The organism is Streptomyces candidus (assembly GCF_014207445.1).
Classification (GTDB): Bacteria; Actinomycetota; Actinomycetes; order Streptomycetales; family Streptomycetaceae; genus Streptomyces; species Streptomyces candidus.
In genome coordinates this window covers 542166-558402 of the sequence record NZ_JACHEM010000002.1, presented here as the reverse complement: position 1 = coordinate 558402, position 16237 = coordinate 542166, and the positions used below count along the sequence as shown (strand labels likewise).

Here is a 16237-nt window from a genome sequence, read left to right as displayed (position 1 = left end):
TACGTCCGGTGGCGCGCCTCCCCTCGTCACCGGCCCGGCACGCCACCGGGCACCGCACCGCCGGGCGCCGGGCCACACCGTCGGCCCCGAGTGACGCCGCGGGCGGCGGCGGTGCGCTCACACCAGCGCGGGCGCGTCCAGCGTCAGCGTTCCCGCGTCCGCGTCCAGCACGGCGGGCAGACCGAGCGGCACGGTCAGCGCGGTCGCCGAGTGTCCGAAGCCGAGTTCCTCGACCACGGGCACCCCGAGTCCGCCCAGCCGGTCCAGCAGCACGGGCCGGACCGCCTGCTCGTACGCTCCGCACTGGGCCCACGACCCGAGGGCGACCCCCGCGACGCCGTCCAGCCAGCCGGAGCGCAGGAGTTGGGTGAGGACGCGGTCCAGCCGGTACGCCTCTTCGCCGACGTCCTCGATGAGGAGGAGACCGCCGCGCGCGGAGGGCCTGGCGTACGGGGTGCCGAGGTCCGCGGCGAGCAGCGAGACGCAGCCGCCCAGGGTGACGCCGTGCGCCCGTCCGGGCACCAGGGTGCGCGCGGTGGGCAGGCCGAGCGTACGGACGGTCTCCGGGGCGAAGAGAGTGGCGCGCAGGGACTCCTGGGTGGGGCCGTCCTTGAGGAACGCGAGCGTCGCGGTCATCGGGCCGTGCAGGGTGGCGACGCCCATGCGCCGGGCGAACGCCTCGTGCAGTGCGGTGATGTCGCTGTACCCGACGAAGACCTTGGGCCTGCCGTACGCCGCCGTGGCCGCACGCATGGCCGCCCAGTCGACGAGGTCGACCATGCGCTGGACCCCGTACCCGCCGCGTGCGCACAGCACGGCGGACACGGTCGGGTCGCACCACGCCTCGGTGAGGTCCCGGGCGCGGGCGGCGTCGTCCCCGGCCAGGTACCCGAACTCCGGGTGCCGGTCCAGGACATGGGGCAGCACCACCGGGTCGAGGTCCCAGCCGCGCAGGATGTCGAGGCCCTGCGCCAGCCGGTCCTCGGGCACCGGGCCGCTGGGGGCCACCACGGCCACCCGCGCACCGGGGCGCAACCGTGCCGGCCGGGACAACTCGGGCGAGCGATGCGTCACTTGTCGAGCTCCAGTCGTGGAACGTCGGTGCGGTCGGCGCCGAAGGCCTGCGCGTACAGCGAGAGTTCGGCCTCCAGTGCCCTGGTCATGGTGTCGGCCCTGCGGAATCCGTGCCCCTCGCCCTCGAAGGCGAGGTAGGCGTGCGGTATGCCGCGCCCCGTCATCAGAGCGAGGAACCGTTCGGCCTGCGCGGGCGGGCAGACCGGGTCGTCGAGCCCCTGGAGCAGCAGGAAGGGGGCGGTGATCCGGTCGGCGTTCTCGACGGGCGAGCGCTGCGCGTAGACCTCGGGGCAGGTCGCGGGCGGACCGACCAGGGACTCGGGGTAGCGGGACTCCAGGTCGTGGGTCTCCCCCGTCGCCCACGCCGCCAGGTCGAGTACGGGGTACTTGAGGGTGCCGCACGCGTACACGTCCGTCGTCGCGAGGGAGGCGGCCACGGTGAACCCGCCCGCGCTGCCGCCGCGGACTGCGAGCCTGCGCGGGTCGGCGGTGCCCTCCTCGGCGAGGGCGAGGGCGACCGCCGCGCAGTCCTCGACGTCGACGACGCCCCACTGGCCGCGCAGCCGGTTGCGGTACTCGCGCCCGTAGCCGGTGGAGCCGCCGTAGTTGACCTCGGCGACGCCGATGCCGCGCGAGGTGAAGTAGGCGATCTCCAGATCGAGGACGAGGGGCGCGTGGTCGGTGGGACCGCCGTGTGCCCAGACGACGTAGGGCGGCAGCTCGTCGGCGGGGGCGATCCGTTCGGGGTGGTGCGGCGGGTAGATGTGGGCGTGGATGTCGTGGCCCTGGGGGCCGACGAAGGTACGGATGAGGGGTTCGGGGTAGTACGTGGGGTCGACCGGGTCGTCGTGCGGGGAGGCGATGACACGGGCACGGCCGGTGGCGGGGATGAGTTCCACGATCTCGTGGCCGCTTCGCGGGCTGGCGGCGACGCCGACGACCCGGTCGCCGCACACGGCGAGGGTGGGCGACCACGCGGTCCAGGGGCCCGCCGCGTCGACGAGTTCGCCGGTCTCGGGATCGAGTATGCCGAGCGCGGTGGCGCCCCCGCCGTGCACGACGGCGATCAGTCCGCTGTCCAGGGGGTGGAACCAGCGCAGTCCGATCTGCCACAGCGGTCCGCCGAACTCCTCCTCCCGGCCCATGCACAGCGCCCCGCTGATGCGGGTCCCGTCCCTGCGCAGCCGGTACAGCTCCCACCAGCCGCCCCGGTCGGAGGCGAACAGCAGGGTCCCGTCACGGTCCCACTCGACCTGGCAGACCGACTCCTGCTCGCCGCCCGCGACGGTGCGCGCGCCCGTGAACGGCTCTCGGCCGGCGGGGATCTCGGCGACCAGCACCTCCGTGCCGTCCCACGGCATCCGGGGGTGGTCCCAGCCGATCCAGGCGGCCTGCCGGCCGTCCGGGGAGAGCCGTGGCCCGGTGACGAAACGGTGCCGGCCGTCGCTCAGCTCCCGTACCCGGGTGCGGTCCCCGGCCGCCGATCCGTCCAGCGGCACGGCGGCGATCACCCGGCGCACGTCGGTGGCCGCCGGGCCGGTGAACTCCTCCAGTACGCACCACACCTCGTCGCCGTGGATCACCGGGTCGACCCAGCGCAGTCCGCCACCGACGGGCGAGAGGGGGGTCAGCGGGCGCGGGGCGGCGGCGGGGGCGTCCGGCTCGTAGGCGTACAGCCGCTGGTCGGCGAAGTTCACGAAGGCGACGAGCGGCCCGCCCGCGGCCCGCGGGGTTCCGGCCCAGGGCTGTCCGCCGTACTCGACGACCCGGCTGCGCACGTTCCAGGGGGCCGGCAGGACGGACTCCTCGCCGCCGTCCGGCAGCAGCCTCAGCAGCGCCCGGCGGCCGGCCTCCTCGGGGCGGGGGGCGGTCCACCACACCTCGTCGCCGACCGTGCCGACGAACTGCGGTGCCCCGTCGTGCGAGGCGGCGAGCGCGGCGTCGATCGGTGACGGCCAGCTTCCGTAAGGCCCGATGGGCACCATGCTGCAACTCCCCGGCTGTGGTCGGACTTCCCTGAGCCCTGTGGTCGTCGGACTGCGCGGGCGTCAAGCCCTGCGAAGGCAATGGTCCAGCACGCGCACCCCGAAGTGCAGTGCTTCGACCGGGACGCGTTCGTCCACCCCGTGGAAGAGCGCCTCGTAGTCGAAGCCCTCGGGCAGCTTCAGCGGCGAGAACCCGTAGCCGGTGATACCGAGCCTGGCGAACTGCTTGGCGTCCGTACCCCCCGACATGCAGTACGGCACGACGCGCCCCTCCGGCGCGAACTTCCTCACCGAGCGCGCCAGTTGCCGGTAGGTCGGTGAGTCGACCGGTGCCTCGACGGCGGGCGAGCGGTGGTGGAACTCCCAGTCGACGTACTCCCCGGTCAGCCGGTCCATGGTCGCGGCGAATTCCTCCTCGCTGCCAGGCAGAAACCTTCCGTCAACGTGCGCGGTCGCACTGCCGGGGATGACGTTGACCTTGTAACCGCCGGTCAGCATGGTCGGGTTGGCGCTGTTGCGCACGGTCGCCTCCACCAGGCGGGCGGAATGGCCGAGCTTGTTGAGCAGGGCGTCCACGTCGAAGGCGGGGTCGTCCGGATCGGGGGTGTCCAGGTCGTGCAGTGCGGCCAGCTCCCGCAGGCAGGCCCGTACCGTCGGGGTCAGACGCACCGGCCACTCGTGCTCGCCGATCCGGGCGACGGCGGCTGCCAGACGGCTCACCGCGTTGGCGGGATTGACCTTGGAGCCGTGCCCCGCCGTCCCGTAGCCGGTGAGCTTGAGCCAGCCCGTACCTCGCTCACCCGCGGCGATGGGGTAGATCTCCATGCCTGGTCCGGCGTGGAAGGTGTACGCGCCGGACTCGCTGACGCCTTCCGTGCAGCCTTCGAAGAGATGCGCGTGTTCCTCGACGAGGAAGTCGGCGCCGTCGATCGCACTGGCCTCCTCGTCGGCGGTGTAGGCGATTACGATGTCCCGGCGCGGCCGCACCCCGGTACGCGCCCAGGCACGGACGACGGACAGCACCATCGCGTCCATGTTCTTCATGTCGACGGCGCCGCGCCCCCACACCACGCCGTCGCGGACCTCCCCGGAGAAGGGGTGCACGGACCAGTCGGCGGGTTCGGCCGGAACGACGTCGAGGTGGCCGTGGACCAGGAGCGCGTCCGCGGACGGGTCCGTCCCGGCGATGCGGGCGACGACGTTGGTGCGCCCCCGGGTGCGTTCCAGCAGGTGCACGTCGAGGCCCGCGTCGGCGAGGCGCTCGGCGGCGTACTCGGCGGCCGGCCGCTCGAAGCAGTCGCCGCTGCCCCTGTTGGTGGTGTCGATGCGGATGAGGTCGGACGTGAAGGCGACCACCTCGTCCAGCGCGGTCCGGTCGATGTCGTGGTCACCCATACTGCTCCTCCACAGCGGACGAGACGATCGTGGTGACCGCCTTGAAGGTACGAATGCCCTCATACATCGTCGGGCTGGAGTAGGCGACACGCCGTTCGCCGCTTCGGTCCACTCCCGGCACGACGGTGGCCACGTCGGACAGGTGGGCGGCGTCGAACTCCAGCTCCACCGTGAAGGGTCCGCCGCGCACCGGCTCGTGACGCACCGCCAGCGCGGTGGCCCGCTCGGCGGCGGCCCGGATGTCGGCCGCGGTACGAGCCGGTGTCCGGCACACGGCCGCATACCGCGAGACGTGGTCCTTGACCGCCACCTTGCGCGCCCCGGGCGCGTACCCGTCGGCGTCCTCGCAGGTCAGGTCGTCGCCGGTGACGAGGACGACCGGTACCCCGTACTCGGCGACGACATGCGCGTTGAGCAGCCCCTCGCTCGCGCGCCTGCCGTTGAGCCACACCCCGGTGAGCGAGTTGGCGAGGTAGGTGTGCGCGAGGACGCCTTCCGCGCCGGCGCCCGTGTGGTAGCCGACGAAGGCGATGCCGTCGACGTCGCCGTGCTGGACGCCCTCGACCATGCTGAGCGACTTGTGGCGCCCGGTGAGCATCAGGGCGCGTTCGTCGAGCCGTTCGAGCAGGAGGTTGCGCATGGTCCAGTGGGCCTCGTTGATGAGGACCTCGTCCGCGCCGCCGTCGAAGAAGCCGAGGACGGCCGCGTTCACGTCGGAGGTGAACATCGCCCGGCAGCGCTCCCACTGCGGGGTGCCGGGCAGGACGTCGGCCGGCCAGGTGACCCCGGTGGCGCCCTCCATGTCGGCACTGATGAGGATCTTCACCGATGCTCACACCCTTCGCTCGGCATACCGCGGTCATCACCCGTGCACAGCTGCGTCATGCCTGGTGAGTGTACGTACGGAATCCGGTGGCACCGCGCAGCCCCTCCCGGCGCTCACCGCCCCCGGCCCACCACCAGCCAGCGCGCCGGCAGCTCGATCCGGGTGCCGTCCACGAGGTACTCGGTGGTGGTCAGCGGCAGTTCCCCGGCGGCGAGAACCCGCAGTCCGGCCGCCCGGAACAGCTCCGGCCCCTGGTCCTCGGCGAGCCCTCCGGTGGCTATCCCGTGGGCGAGGAGCGGGCGCAGTTTGGGCGGCGGTCCCTCGGGGTCGCGGGCCAGCGCGTCGAGGATGTCGCCGGCCGCCTCCGCCGGCTCCACCACGAAGGCCCGCCCCCGCTCCCCCACCAGCTCCGCCACGGCTCCGGCGAGCGCCTCCCGGTCGGCGGGTCCGGCCTGGTGCAGCACACCGCGCAGATACACCTGTGCGTCGCCCAGCTCCGTGCGCAGTGACCGTACGGCGGCCGGGTCGGTGGCGTCGGCGACGGTGAACCGCACCCGCCCGCCGGGGTCCAGGCTGCGGGCCCTCGCGATGGCGGCAGGCGCCAGGTCCACGCCCGCCACCAGGGGGAACCGGTCGGCGAGGTAGCGGGTCTGGGTGCCGTTGCCGCAGCCGAGGTCGACGACGGGCAGTACGTGCTCGGTCATGTGGGGCTCGAAGAGAGCGAGGTGGACGCCGGCCGTGAGGGCGGGCTCCGCGTCCCACAGGACCGCGCCCACCCGCTCCGGCGCGGCTTCCCAGAAACCCTCCCAGACGTCCCGGTACCGGCGGGTCACGCTCATGCGCAGCTCCTGAGGTGTGACGGAGAGTGGCGAAGATCGCTTCTACCGTCCCTGCCGCCGCGGGAGCGCGGCAAGGTGTCGACATACACCTTTGTCGGCCGTTCGAGCTGCGGAGTCGGCCGTGCACGCCGCGTGTGCGCCGTGCACGCCGGGGTTGACAACATGCGCTTTCCGGCTTGGGAGAACTCCCGTGTCCGCACCGGCAGTTCGATGTCACCGACCGTGCGGGGAGCCTCAGGCCCGTGCGCGGGGCCCGGTCCGCGCGGCAGTCCGCCGTACGCCGAGAGGCGGGTTCTCAGTCCTCGTGGCCGAGTCGGAGGTCACGTTCCGTGCGGTCGGTTCCCGTCACCCGGAGCACGGTCGCCAGCGGCGGGTATCCGGCCGCGATGACGGTGTATTCGCCGCAGGCCAGGTCGGCGAAGCGGAACGCGCCGTCCGGCCCGGTGGTGAGGGTGTCCAGCACGTTGCCCGCCGCGTCGAGCAGCGTCACTCTGGCGTCCTCCACCGGCCGCTCGCCGTTCGCCCGTACCGTGCCGCTCAGCACCGCGCCCCCGGCCAGCTCGATGTCCTGCCGGGTCTCGCCGGAGGACCGCACGCGCACCGGCAGCGCGGTCGGCCGGTGCTCCGGCGCGCTGGCGGCCAGCGTGTACTCGCCGGCCAGCAGGTCCGGCAGGACGTACGTCCCCTCGCGCCCGCTCCTCGTGCAGGCGACGACCTCGCCGCGCCCGTCGGTGAGGGTGACGGCCGCGTCCGGTACCGGACTCCCGTCGGCGCCGACGACGGACCCGGCCAGGCGTCCCGCGCCGCCGAGGACCACGTCCAGCTCGACCGGCCGCTCCCCCACGGTCACCGTGACGGCCTGCGGCTGGTACCCGTCGGCCGCCGCGATCAGTACGTACGCGCCGGGGCCGTGCACGCTCAGCCCGTACCGCCCGTCGGAGCCGCTCGCGCACCGCCCGACCTGCCGGCCCAGCACGTCGATGAGGGTGAGGGCGGCGCGCGGCACGGTGTTGCCGTCGTGGTGCCGGACGGTTCCGCGGACCGGCAGGCCGCCCGACTGCTGTGCGGGCGAGGGGAGGTGGGGCGCGGGCAGCGGGTGCGGGACGGCGGGCCCGGCGGGTTCCACGGCCGCGGCGGAGGGGGCGTTGTGCGCGGACACCAGCGGTTTCTCCTTGAGGAAGCAGGCGATGAGCAGGCCGAGCACGAGCACCGGCACCAAGTAGAGGAAGATCCGCGGCATGGCCACGGCATACGCCTCCACGTAGGCGTCGCGCAGTCGCGGCGGCATCGCGTGCACCAGCTGCGGGGTGAGGGAGGAGGCGTCGGGCAGAGCGACGCCCGCCGGCAGCGAATCGGCGAGTGCGTCGACGAGCCGCCCGGCGAAGAGCGTGCCGAAGACCGCGGCGCCGAGGGAGCCGCCCATCTGACGGAAGTAGTTGTTGGCGCTGGTGGCGGTGCCGAGGTCGCCCGGGTGCACGGAGTTCTGTACGGCGAGCACCAGCACCGGCAGGACCAGCCCGACGCCGACGCCGAGTACTGCCATCCAGATGCTGTAGTCGAGCTGCGGCGTGCCCCGCTCCAGCCGGGACAGCAGCCACATCCCGGCCGCCGACAGCGCGCAGCCGAGGACCGGGTACACGCGGTAGTGGCCGGTGGCGCTGATGAGCTGTCCGGAGACGATCGAGGCGATGACGACGCCGCCCATCATCGGCAGCATGAGCAGCCCGGACTCGGTGGCGCTCGCGCCGTCGACCATCTGGAGGAAGGTGGGGAGGTAGCTCGCCGCGCCGAACAGGGCGACGCCGACGACGGCTCCCACGAGTCCGGTGACGTTGAAGACCGAGTCGCGGAACAGCCGCAGCGGGATGAGCGGTTCGGCGGCGTGGTACTCGACGACCACGAAGAGCAGGGACGTTCCGGCCGCGCCCGCCGCGAGCCCGAGGATCACCCGGGAGTCCCATGCGTACTCCGTACCGCCCCAGCTGCTCAGCAGGACCAGGCAGGTCGACGCGGCGGCGAGCAGTGCGGCGCCCATGAGGTCGAGGCGGGGGCGGACGGCGGGCTTCGGCAGCTTCAGGACGACGGCGACGACGGCGAAGGTGACCAGGCCGAAGGGGACGTTGATGTAGAAGCACCAGCGCCAGGAGGCGTGGTCGGTGAAGAAGCCGCCGAGCAGGGGTCCTGCCACCGAGGCGAGTCCGAAGGCGGCCCCGATGAGGCCCATGAAGCGGCCGCGCCGACGGGGCGGCACCAGGTCCGCGACGATCGCCTGCACGCCGATCATGAGCCCGCCCGCGCCTGCCCCCTGAAGCGCGCGGAAGGCGATGAGCTGGTCCATCGTCCGGGACCAGCCGGCCAGTGCGGAGCCGACGACGAAGACGACGATGGCGAAGAGGAAGACGCCCTTGCGGCCGAAGAGATCGCCGAGTTTCCCGTAGACCGGCAGCCCGATGGTGGAGGTCAGCAGGTACGCGGTGATCGCCCAGGACATCCGGTCCAGGCCCTGGAGGTCGCCGACGATCGCGGGCAGGGCGGTGGCGATGATCATCTGCTCCAGCGCGGCGAGCAGCAGCGCGAGCATCAGTCCGCAGAAGACGAGCCGGACCCGGCGGGGGCTGCCGTACGGTCCCGGCGGGGCCTCCCCGTGCGCCGGGCCCGGCGCCGGCCATCCCCGCGTCTCCTCGAACGCCGGTGTCCCGGCGGGCAGGTCGCCGGGTTGCGGCGCGTCCCTGCCGTCCTTGACCAGAGTGATGCCGCCCACGTTTCCGCTCCCCTTCGTCGCGCCGTCTCGTCGCGCCTGCGCCGCCCATTTGTTGCATTCGGCGACAAGGCGGGGCAAGCACGATGATTGACGCGCGGCAGCTACGGGGTGGGCATCTGGGCCGGTGGGAGCCCTGACGACGCACAACCGGCCGTCACGGAAGACCACTCGAACCGGTGAGTGGCGGAGCTTCCCGTAACGGCCGCGGGAGTGGGCGGAGTTACTTCTCGACCTCGTGGGCGAGGTTGGCCAGCAGCTCGTCGTGGATGCGGGCAAGTCCCTTGGGCGCGAAGGCCCTTTCGAAGAATCCGCCGATTCCGCCGGCACCCGTCCACACGGAGGCGACAACGGCCTTGGACGAGCCGTCCCCGGCCGGGGTGACCGTCCAGGTGGTCACCATGGAGGAGTTGCGGTCCTTCTCCACGAGCTGGCCGTCGGTCGGCTCGGTGACCTCCAGCAGACAGTCCCGGACGCGCTTGCTGGTGGCCTGGAGCTTCCAGTGGACGAGGGTGCCCTCGCCGTCGCCGCCCTCGCGCACCTCGTACTCGCTGAAGTGTGCGGGCAGGAGCTTTTCGCGCGTGCCGCTGTAGTCGGCCAGCGTGTCGAACACCGTCTCCGCATCCGCCGCGATGATCCGCTCGGTCGTGGCCTCTACCTGCGCCATGCCTCTTCCTCCAGTAGTCGGTCTTCCGGGTGGCTGCGCTCACCCAACCACCTCGGGGGCGACCGCCACAATCCGGGTGGTGGCACCGAAGGGAACATGTGTTCTATTCTTGGTCCGCACTGCCTAGGAGGCGTCCATGCGCTGGAACCAGCTGACCGAGAACGCGGCCGATGGCCCGACGGACGGCGACGCAGCACCGGGGGCCGCGCTCTTCGACGCGGACTCGGTGCGCACCCGTACCTTCGACACCCCGGAGTTCCGCGGGATCACCTTCCACGAGGTGCGGGCCCGGTCGATCGTCAACCGGGTGCCGGGCGCGTCCCGGATGCCGTTCGAATGGACGGTGAACCCGTACCGCGGTTGCTCTCACGCCTGCGTGTACTGCTTCGCGCGCAAGACCCACAGTTATCTGGACCTTGACACCGGCCTCGGCTTCGACTCCCAGATCGTGGTCAAGGTCAACGCCGCCGAGCTGGTCCGCCGCAGGCTCGGCGACCGCCGCTGGCAGGGCGCGCACATCGCGATGGGCACGAACGTCGACTGCTACCAGCGCGCGGAGGGCCGCTACCGGCTGATGCCGGGCATCATCGAGGCCCTGCGCGACTACGCGAACCCCTTCTCGCTGCTCACCAAGGGCACCCTGATCCTGCGCGACCTGCCCCTCCTCCAGGAGGCGGCGAAGGTGACCGAGGTCGGCGTCTCCCTGTCGGTCGGCTTCGTCGACAGCGAGCTGTGGCGCACGGTCGAGCCCGGCACCCCCTCCCCCGAGCGCCGCCTGGACGCCGTGCGCACCCTCACCGATCACGGCCTCTCCTGCAGCGTGCTGATGGCCCCGGTGATCCCCTTCCTCGGCGACTCCCGGGAGCAGCTGCGCGCCACGGTCCGCGCCATCGCCGCCTCCGGGGCGGCCTCCGTCACCCCGCTCGCCCTGCACCTGCGGCCGGGGGCACGGGAGTGGTTCATGTCCTGGCTGTCCGCGCACCACCCGCAACTGGTCGGCCGGTACGAGCAGTTGTACGCCTCCGGGGCCTACGCCCCGACCTGGTACCAGCGGCGCATCACCCGTACCGTCCACGAACTGGCGGCCGAGTACGGAATCGGCCCCACCCGCAGCGCGGAAGCCCGCCGCATCGCCCCAGCACCCCCACACCCGGAGCCGACCGGACCCACCCAGCTCAGCCTGATGTGACGGGGGCGGGGAACCGGGTGTGCCACGGCAAAAGCCGAGGTGCGTTACACGAGCCGGCTCAGCGAGGCGGCGGCTGCCGCGCGCAGGCGCGGCTGACCCAGTGCCGCCTCCAGTACCGGGCGCGCGCGTGCGTCCCGCAGTTGACCCAGGCCCTCCACGCAGGCCAGCGCCACCCGCCAGTGCGGCTCGCCCGGCGCGAGCAGCCCGCGCAGGGTGGTGATGAGTGCCGGTACGGACTCCGGGGCGCGCAGTTCGGTCAGCAGCCGCACCGGATGCAGGGCGTACGCGGTGCGCATGGTGTTGGTGGCGAGGGCCGCGGCGGCGCGGGCGGTGCGCGGGTCGCCGAGCCGGGCCAGCGCGTACGCGGCGGACACGCAGCGTTCCGGATCCCGGTGGTTGAGCAGCAGGACCAGTGCTTCGAAGGCCCGCCGGTCCCCGGCGACACCCAGCCGAAAGGCGGCGATCTCGCGCGCCCAGAGGGGCTGTTGGGGTTCGGTGAGGACACGGACCAGTGCCTCCTGGTCCTCCGTCGCGATCAGCCGTTCGTACGCCGCGGACTCCTCGGCGCCCTCCGCTTCCTCGCCCAGCCGGTCGATCAGGGACCGCAGTTCCTCGTCCATGCCCGTCAGCCTAGCCAGCCCGTGGACCGCGGACGCGACATGGATCACATGCGGGGGCGCCCGCCGGGGGCTGGCGCGCTCGTTACCCGCCGGTTAGTCTCAAGTGAGCGGGTCGCCCCCACCACAGGGCTCAACACCCGCTGCACGATCAACTCTTGGCGGCCTGGTGACGCAGCCGCCACGAGGGGGTACTCCGGGCCCGCGCGGCACGGAGAAGTTCAGTCGGTTCGGCGTTTCGGTACGCGTACGGCAAGGCCCGGGACAGGGCCCGCCGAAATCCTCCACCCGGTACGGCACGCGGCGTCCGCACACTTCCTGTGCGTCGGCGTCCGTCTTTCCGTTCGGCCCGTCCCCCGCGGACCGGGTCCGCTCGCAGACGCCCCCTTTCAGTCGTCACCTTCTTCCTCTGGAGTCCCGTGATGGACATCCCTGCCTCCACCACCCCTCTCTCCTCCCTCCGCACCGTCGCCGTCGTCGGTCTGGGCACGATGGGCACCGGCATCGCCGAGGTGCTGGCCCGCGCCGGCCGCACGGTGATCGGCATCGACATCAGCAGCGCCGCCACCCACCGGGCGGTCGCCGCTCTCGAAGCGTCCACGGCCCGCTCGGTGCGCAAGGAGCGGCTGGACGCGGTCGAGCGGGCGGAGATCCTCGCCCGGTTCCGCACCTCCGTCGAGCTGTCGGCGGCCGCCGACGCGGACCTGGTCATCGAGGTCGTTCCCGAGTCGTACGAGGTCAAGCACCAGGTCTTCCGCGAGCTGGACACCCTCGTCCGCCCGGATACCATCCTCGCCACCGGCACCAACGCCCTCTCGGTGACCCGGCTCGCCGCCGACTCGGCGCGCCCCGAGCGGGTGCTGGGCATGCACTTCTTCAACCCGGCCCCGGCGATGAAGCTGGTGGAGGTCGTCTCCTCGGTCCTCACCGCCCCGACGGCCGTCGCCGCCGTCACCGACCTGGCGCACGACCTGGGCAAGGAGCCGGTCGCGGTCGGCGACCGCCCCGGCTTCGTCGCGGACGGGCTGCTGTTCGGCTACCTGAACCAGGCGGCCGCGATGTACGAGTCCAAGTACGCCTCCCGCGAGGACATCGACGCCGCGATGCGGCTCGGCTGCGGCCTGCCGATGGGTCCGCTCGCCCTCCTGGACCTGATCGGCATCGACACCGCCCGCACGGTCCTGGAGGCGATGTACTCGGAGTCGCACGACCGGCTGCACGCCCCCGCGCCGATCCTCAGGCAGCTCAGCGAGGCCGGGCTGACCGGCCGCAAGGCGGGCCGCGGTTTCTACACGTACGAAGAGGCCGGCAGCGGAACGGTCGTGCGGGACGCGCTGACGCCACTGGAGGCTCCGCCGCTGACCACCGGCCGGGAGATCCGCACCGTCGGCGTCGCGGGTTCCGGAACGATGGCCTCCGGCATCGCCGAGGTCTTCGCCAAGGCGGGGTACGGGGTCGTCCTCGTGGCCCGCGGCCAGGAGAAGGCGGACGCCGCCAAGGCCCGTGTCCACAAGTCGCTCTCGCGCTCCGTCGACAAGGGCAGGATGACCGCCGAGGCCCGTGACCAGGCCCTCGCGCGGATCACCCCGACGGGTTCCCTGGACGCCCTCGCGGACGTGGACCTGGCGCTGGAGGCCGTCGCCGAGGACCTCGCGGTCAAGCAGCAGCTGTTCGCCGCGTTCGACAAGGTCTGCAAGCCCGGCGCGATCCTCGCCACCACCACCTCCTCGCTGCCCGTGGTCGCCTGCGCCCGCGCCACCTCGCGGCCCGAGGACGTCGTCGGGATGCACTTCTTCAACCCCGCCCCGGCGATGAAGCTGGTGGAGATCGTCCGCACGGTCCTGACCGCCGACGACGTGCACGCCACCGCCCGCGACCTCACCACGAGGATCCGCAAGCACCCGGTGGACTGCGGCGACCGGGCCGGATTCATCGTCAACGCCCTCCTCTTCCCGTACCTGAACAACGCGATCAAGATGGTCCAGGAGCACTACGCGTCGCTGGACGACATCGACGCCGCGATGAAGCTGGGCGGCGGCTACCCGATGGGGCCTTTCGAACTCCTGGACGTGGTCGGCCTGGACGTCTCGCTCGCCATCGAACAGGTCCTGCACCGCGAGTTCCGCGACCCGGGCCTGGCGCCCGCGCCGCTGCTGGAGCACCTGGTCGCGGCGGGCTGTCTGGGCCGCAAGACCGGGCGCGGCTTCCGGGAGTATGCGCGCCGGTAAGCAGGCGGGCGGGCCTGGCTGGGGCGGACTGCTGGCAGGAGCCGGCAGCCCGCCCCCGCAGGCGCGGCCCCCTGCGCGGATGGGTTACGTTCAGGGCATGCCCCAGGCCCCCAGGACTTCTCGTACGACCTCTGCGCCCGACGCCCCGGAAAGTGCCGCGGGCACCCGCGCGGCGGCCCAGCGACTCAAGATGCGCCGTGAACTGTCGGCCGCCGCGATGGAGCTCTTCGCGACGAAGGGGTACGAGGCGACCACGGTCGACGAGATCGCCGCGGCCGGCGGGGTCGCCCGCCGGACCTTCTTCCGCCACTTCCGTTCGAAGGAGGAGGCGATCTTCCCGGACCACGACGACACCCTGGTCCGGGCGGAGGCGGTCCTGCAGGCCGCTCCCCCGCACGAGCACCCGCTGGACACCGTGTGCCGCGGCATCAAGGAAGTCATGCGGATGTACGCGGCGGCTCCGGCCGTTTCGGTGGCCCGCTACAAGCTGACGCGCGAGGTGCCCACCCTGCGAGAGGCGGAGATCGCCTCGGTGGCCCGCTACGAGCGCCTCTTCACCCGCTACCTGCTGGGCCACTTCGACGAGCACGACCACCAGCCCGGCAACGACGACCCGTTGCTCGCGGAGGTCGCCGCGTCGGCGGTCGTGACCGCGCACAACCACGTCCTGCGCCGCTGGCTGCGGGCCGGCGGCCAGGGCGACGTGGAGACCCAGCTCGACCACGCGTTCGCCATCGTCCGCGACACCTTCGGCTCGGGGATCGGCGCGGGCCGCAGCACGAGGCCGGAGCCCGGCGCCGCCGCGGAGACGACGGTGCACACGAACGGCGAGGTGCTGGTCGCGGTGGCCCGCACCGACGCCCCGCTGGACGAGGTCATGCGCACCATCGAAGAGGCGCTGAAGCAGCGCTGAGACGCACGCCACGCTGAAGGCCGTCCCCGACCCCGGGGGCGGCCTTTTCCGTATGGCAATACGGGCCCGATCGGACAGGCACCGATCGATCATCGCTCATATGCGCAGGTCAGGAAGGGGTGAGAGCATCTCTGTAGGAAATTGTTGGCACTCAGTGCCTTGTCACTTGTCACGGGGTGCCATACGTTGAAGTCGTCCGGGCGGCCGGCGTGCAGAGTCCTTTCGTACGCCGGCTGTCCCCGCACACCACTGGTGTGCGCGCCCGGACGCCTGCGTCACAGGCACCTCTCGCGCACCACCCCGCGCCGCCGCACCACCCGCATCACCGCCGAACCGACGGCACACCTCCACCTCACGCTCCACACCCTCACTCCCCTCAAGACCGAGCTCCGCCGGAGGCCTCCCGTGAAGGAAATCCTGGACGCGATCCAGTCGCAGGAAGCGACTGCCGCCGACTTCGCCGCTCTCGCCGTTCCCGAGTCGTACCGCGCGATCACCGTGCACAAGGACGAGACGGAGATGTTCGACGGGCTCACCACCCGTGAGAAGGACCCGCGCAAGTCGATCCACCTGGACGACGTGCCGGTGCCGGAACTCGGGCCGGGCGAGGCCCTGGTGGCGGTCATGGCCAGTTCGGTCAACTACAACTCGGTCTGGACCTCGATCTTCGAGCCGGTCTCGACCTTCAGCTTCCTCGAACGGTACGGCCGCCTCAGTGAGTTGACGAAGCGTCACGACCTGCCGTACCACATCATCGGTTCCGATCTGGCGGGCGTCGTGCTGCGTACGGGCCCCGGTGTGAACGCGTGGAACCCCGGTGACGAGGTCGTCGCGCACTGCCTGTCCGTCGAGCTGGAGAGCTCCGACGGCCACAACGACACCATGCTCGACCCGGAGCAGCGCATCTGGGGCTTCGAGACGAACTTCGGCGGCCTCGCCGAGATCGCCCTGGTGAAGTCCAACCAGCTCATGCCGAAGCCCGACCACCTCAGCTGGGAGGAGGCCGCCTCCCCCGGGCTGGTCAACTCCACCGCGTACCGCCAGCTGGTCTCGCGCAACGGCGCCGGCATGAAGCAGGGCGACAACGTCCTCATCTGGGGCGCGAGCGGCGGACTCGGTTCCTACGCCACGCAGTTCGCCCTCGCCGGTGGCGCGAACCCGATCTGCGTGGTCTCCAGCGATCAGAAGGCGGACATCTGCCGGGCGATGGGCGCGGACGCGATCATCGACCGCAACGCCGAGGACTACAAGTTCTGGAAGAACGAGCACGAGCAGGACCCGCGTGAGTGGAAGCGCTTCGGCAAGCGCATTCGGGAGCTCACCGGCGGCGAGGACGTCGACATCGTCTTCGAGCACCCGGGCCGCGAGACGTTCGGCGCGAGCGTGTACGTCACCCGCAAGGGCGGCACCATCGTCACCTGTGCCTCGACGTCCGGCTACAACCACGAGTACGACAACCGCTACCTGTGGATGTCGCTGAAGAGGATCATCGGCTCGCACTTCGCGAACTACCGCGAGGCGTGGGAGGCCAACCGCCTGATCGCCAAGGGCAAGATCCACCCGACGCTGTCCAAGGTGTACTCCCTGGAGGACACCGGCCAGGCCGCGTACGACGTCCACCGCAACCTGCACCAGGGCAAGGTCGGCGTGCTCGCGCTCGCCCCGCGCGAGGGACTCGGCGTCCGCAACCACGAGATGCGCGAGAAGCACCTCGACGCCATCAACCGCTTCCGGAATGTCTGAGTC

At 72.0% G+C, this 16237-nt stretch carries 12 protein-coding genes; 4 read left to right on the top strand and 8 right to left on the bottom strand.

Features of this window, described 5'->3' with window-relative positions; genetic code table 11:
* Positions 1–117: 117 nt before the first annotated feature.
* The 7 genes from HNQ79_RS05465 to HNQ79_RS05435 form a co-directional block, all read right to left on the bottom strand.
* Complete coding sequence (locus HNQ79_RS05465; protein WP_185027428.1) at positions 118–1074, bottom strand: S66 peptidase family protein; 957 nt, start codon at positions 1072–1074, stop codon at positions 118–120.
* Positions 1071–3059, bottom strand: coding sequence for a S9 family peptidase (locus tag HNQ79_RS05460; protein WP_185027426.1), 1989 nt, complete (start codon positions 3057–3059; stop codon positions 1071–1073). Before HNQ79_RS05460 ends, HNQ79_RS05465 begins: the two co-directional genes overlap by 4 nt.
* 63 nt (positions 3060–3122) lie before the next feature.
* Positions 3123–4454, bottom strand: a complete 1332-nt coding sequence (locus HNQ79_RS05455; RefSeq protein WP_185027424.1) for a M20/M25/M40 family metallo-hydrolase — start codon at positions 4452–4454, stop codon at positions 3123–3125.
* Positions 4447–5280 (bottom strand): M55 family metallopeptidase, encoded by an 834-nt coding sequence (locus tag HNQ79_RS05450; protein WP_185027422.1) that lies wholly within the window; start codon positions 5278–5280, stop codon positions 4447–4449. Before HNQ79_RS05450 ends, HNQ79_RS05455 begins: the two co-directional genes overlap by 8 nt.
* Before the next feature lie 113 nt (positions 5281–5393).
* Positions 5394–6119 (bottom strand): class I SAM-dependent methyltransferase, encoded by a 726-nt coding sequence (locus tag HNQ79_RS05445; protein WP_185027420.1) that lies wholly within the window; start codon positions 6117–6119, stop codon positions 5394–5396.
* A 295-nt stretch (positions 6120–6414) separates the two neighbouring features.
* Positions 6415–8880, bottom strand: coding sequence for an MFS transporter (locus HNQ79_RS05440; RefSeq protein ID WP_185027418.1), 2466 nt, complete (start codon positions 8878–8880; stop codon positions 6415–6417).
* Positions 8881–9100: 220 nt separating this feature from the next.
* Complete coding sequence (locus tag HNQ79_RS05435; RefSeq protein WP_185027416.1) at positions 9101–9544, bottom strand: SRPBCC family protein; 444 nt, start codon at positions 9542–9544, stop codon at positions 9101–9103.
* 136 nt (positions 9545–9680) lie between these two features.
* On the opposite strand from HNQ79_RS05435, the gene HNQ79_RS05430 reads away from it, so the two are divergent.
* The gene (locus HNQ79_RS05430) at positions 9681–10733 is read left to right on the top strand and encodes an Rv2578c family radical SAM protein (protein ID WP_185027414.1); all 1053 of its coding nucleotides are present in this window, start codon (positions 9681–9683) and stop codon (positions 10731–10733) included.
* A gap of 44 nt (positions 10734–10777) precedes the next feature.
* Here HNQ79_RS05430 and HNQ79_RS05425 read toward each other — a convergent pair whose 3' ends face one another.
* Complete coding sequence (locus HNQ79_RS05425) at positions 10778–11353, bottom strand: adenylosuccinate lyase (protein WP_185027412.1); 576 nt, start codon at positions 11351–11353, stop codon at positions 10778–10780.
* A gap of 419 nt (positions 11354–11772) precedes the next feature.
* Between HNQ79_RS05425 and HNQ79_RS05420 the strand changes: the two genes are divergently transcribed.
* The 3 genes from HNQ79_RS05420 (at position 11773) to ccrA (ending at position 16234) form a co-directional block, all read left to right on the top strand.
* Entirely contained in the window at positions 11773–13578 is a 1806-nt protein-coding gene (locus tag HNQ79_RS05420; protein WP_185027410.1) for a 3-hydroxyacyl-CoA dehydrogenase family protein, read from the top strand.
* A 79-nt stretch (positions 13579–13657) separates the two neighbouring features.
* Positions 13658–14491: a TetR family transcriptional regulator gene (locus HNQ79_RS05415; protein WP_373312457.1), complete on the top strand. Its 834-nt coding sequence runs from the start codon at positions 13658–13660 to the stop codon at positions 14489–14491.
* Between the two features lie 405 nt (positions 14492–14896).
* Positions 14897–16234, top strand: coding sequence for a crotonyl-CoA carboxylase/reductase (gene ccrA, locus HNQ79_RS05410; protein ID WP_185027406.1), 1338 nt, complete (start codon positions 14897–14899; stop codon positions 16232–16234).
* Positions 16235–16237 lie beyond the last annotated feature (3 nt).

What these genes read in the sequence shown, in the direction of transcription:
- HNQ79_RS05425 (WP_185027412.1), bottom strand. Translation starts at nt 11,353, where the DNA reads ATGGACGAGGAACTGCGGTCCCTGATCGACCGGCTGGGCGAGGAAGCG.
- HNQ79_RS05430 (WP_185027414.1), top strand. Translation starts at nt 9,681, where the DNA reads ATGCGCTGGAACCAGCTGACCGAGAACGCGGCCGATGGCCCGACGGAC.
- HNQ79_RS05435 (WP_185027416.1), bottom strand. Translation starts at nt 9,544, where the DNA reads ATGGCGCAGGTAGAGGCCACGACCGAGCGGATCATCGCGGCGGATGCG.
- HNQ79_RS05420 (WP_185027410.1), top strand. Translation starts at nt 11,773, where the DNA reads ATGGACATCCCTGCCTCCACCACCCCTCTCTCCTCCCTCCGCACCGTC.
- HNQ79_RS05415 (WP_373312457.1), top strand. Translation starts at nt 13,658, where the DNA reads ATGGGTTACGTTCAGGGCATGCCCCAGGCCCCCAGGACTTCTCGTACG.
- HNQ79_RS05445 (WP_185027420.1), bottom strand. Translation starts at nt 6,119, where the DNA reads ATGAGCGTGACCCGCCGGTACCGGGACGTCTGGGAGGGTTTCTGGGAA.
- HNQ79_RS05460 (WP_185027426.1), bottom strand. Translation starts at nt 3,059, where the DNA reads ATGGTGCCCATCGGGCCTTACGGAAGCTGGCCGTCACCGATCGACGCC.
- HNQ79_RS05455 (WP_185027424.1), bottom strand. Translation starts at nt 4,454, where the DNA reads ATGGGTGACCACGACATCGACCGGACCGCGCTGGACGAGGTGGTCGCC.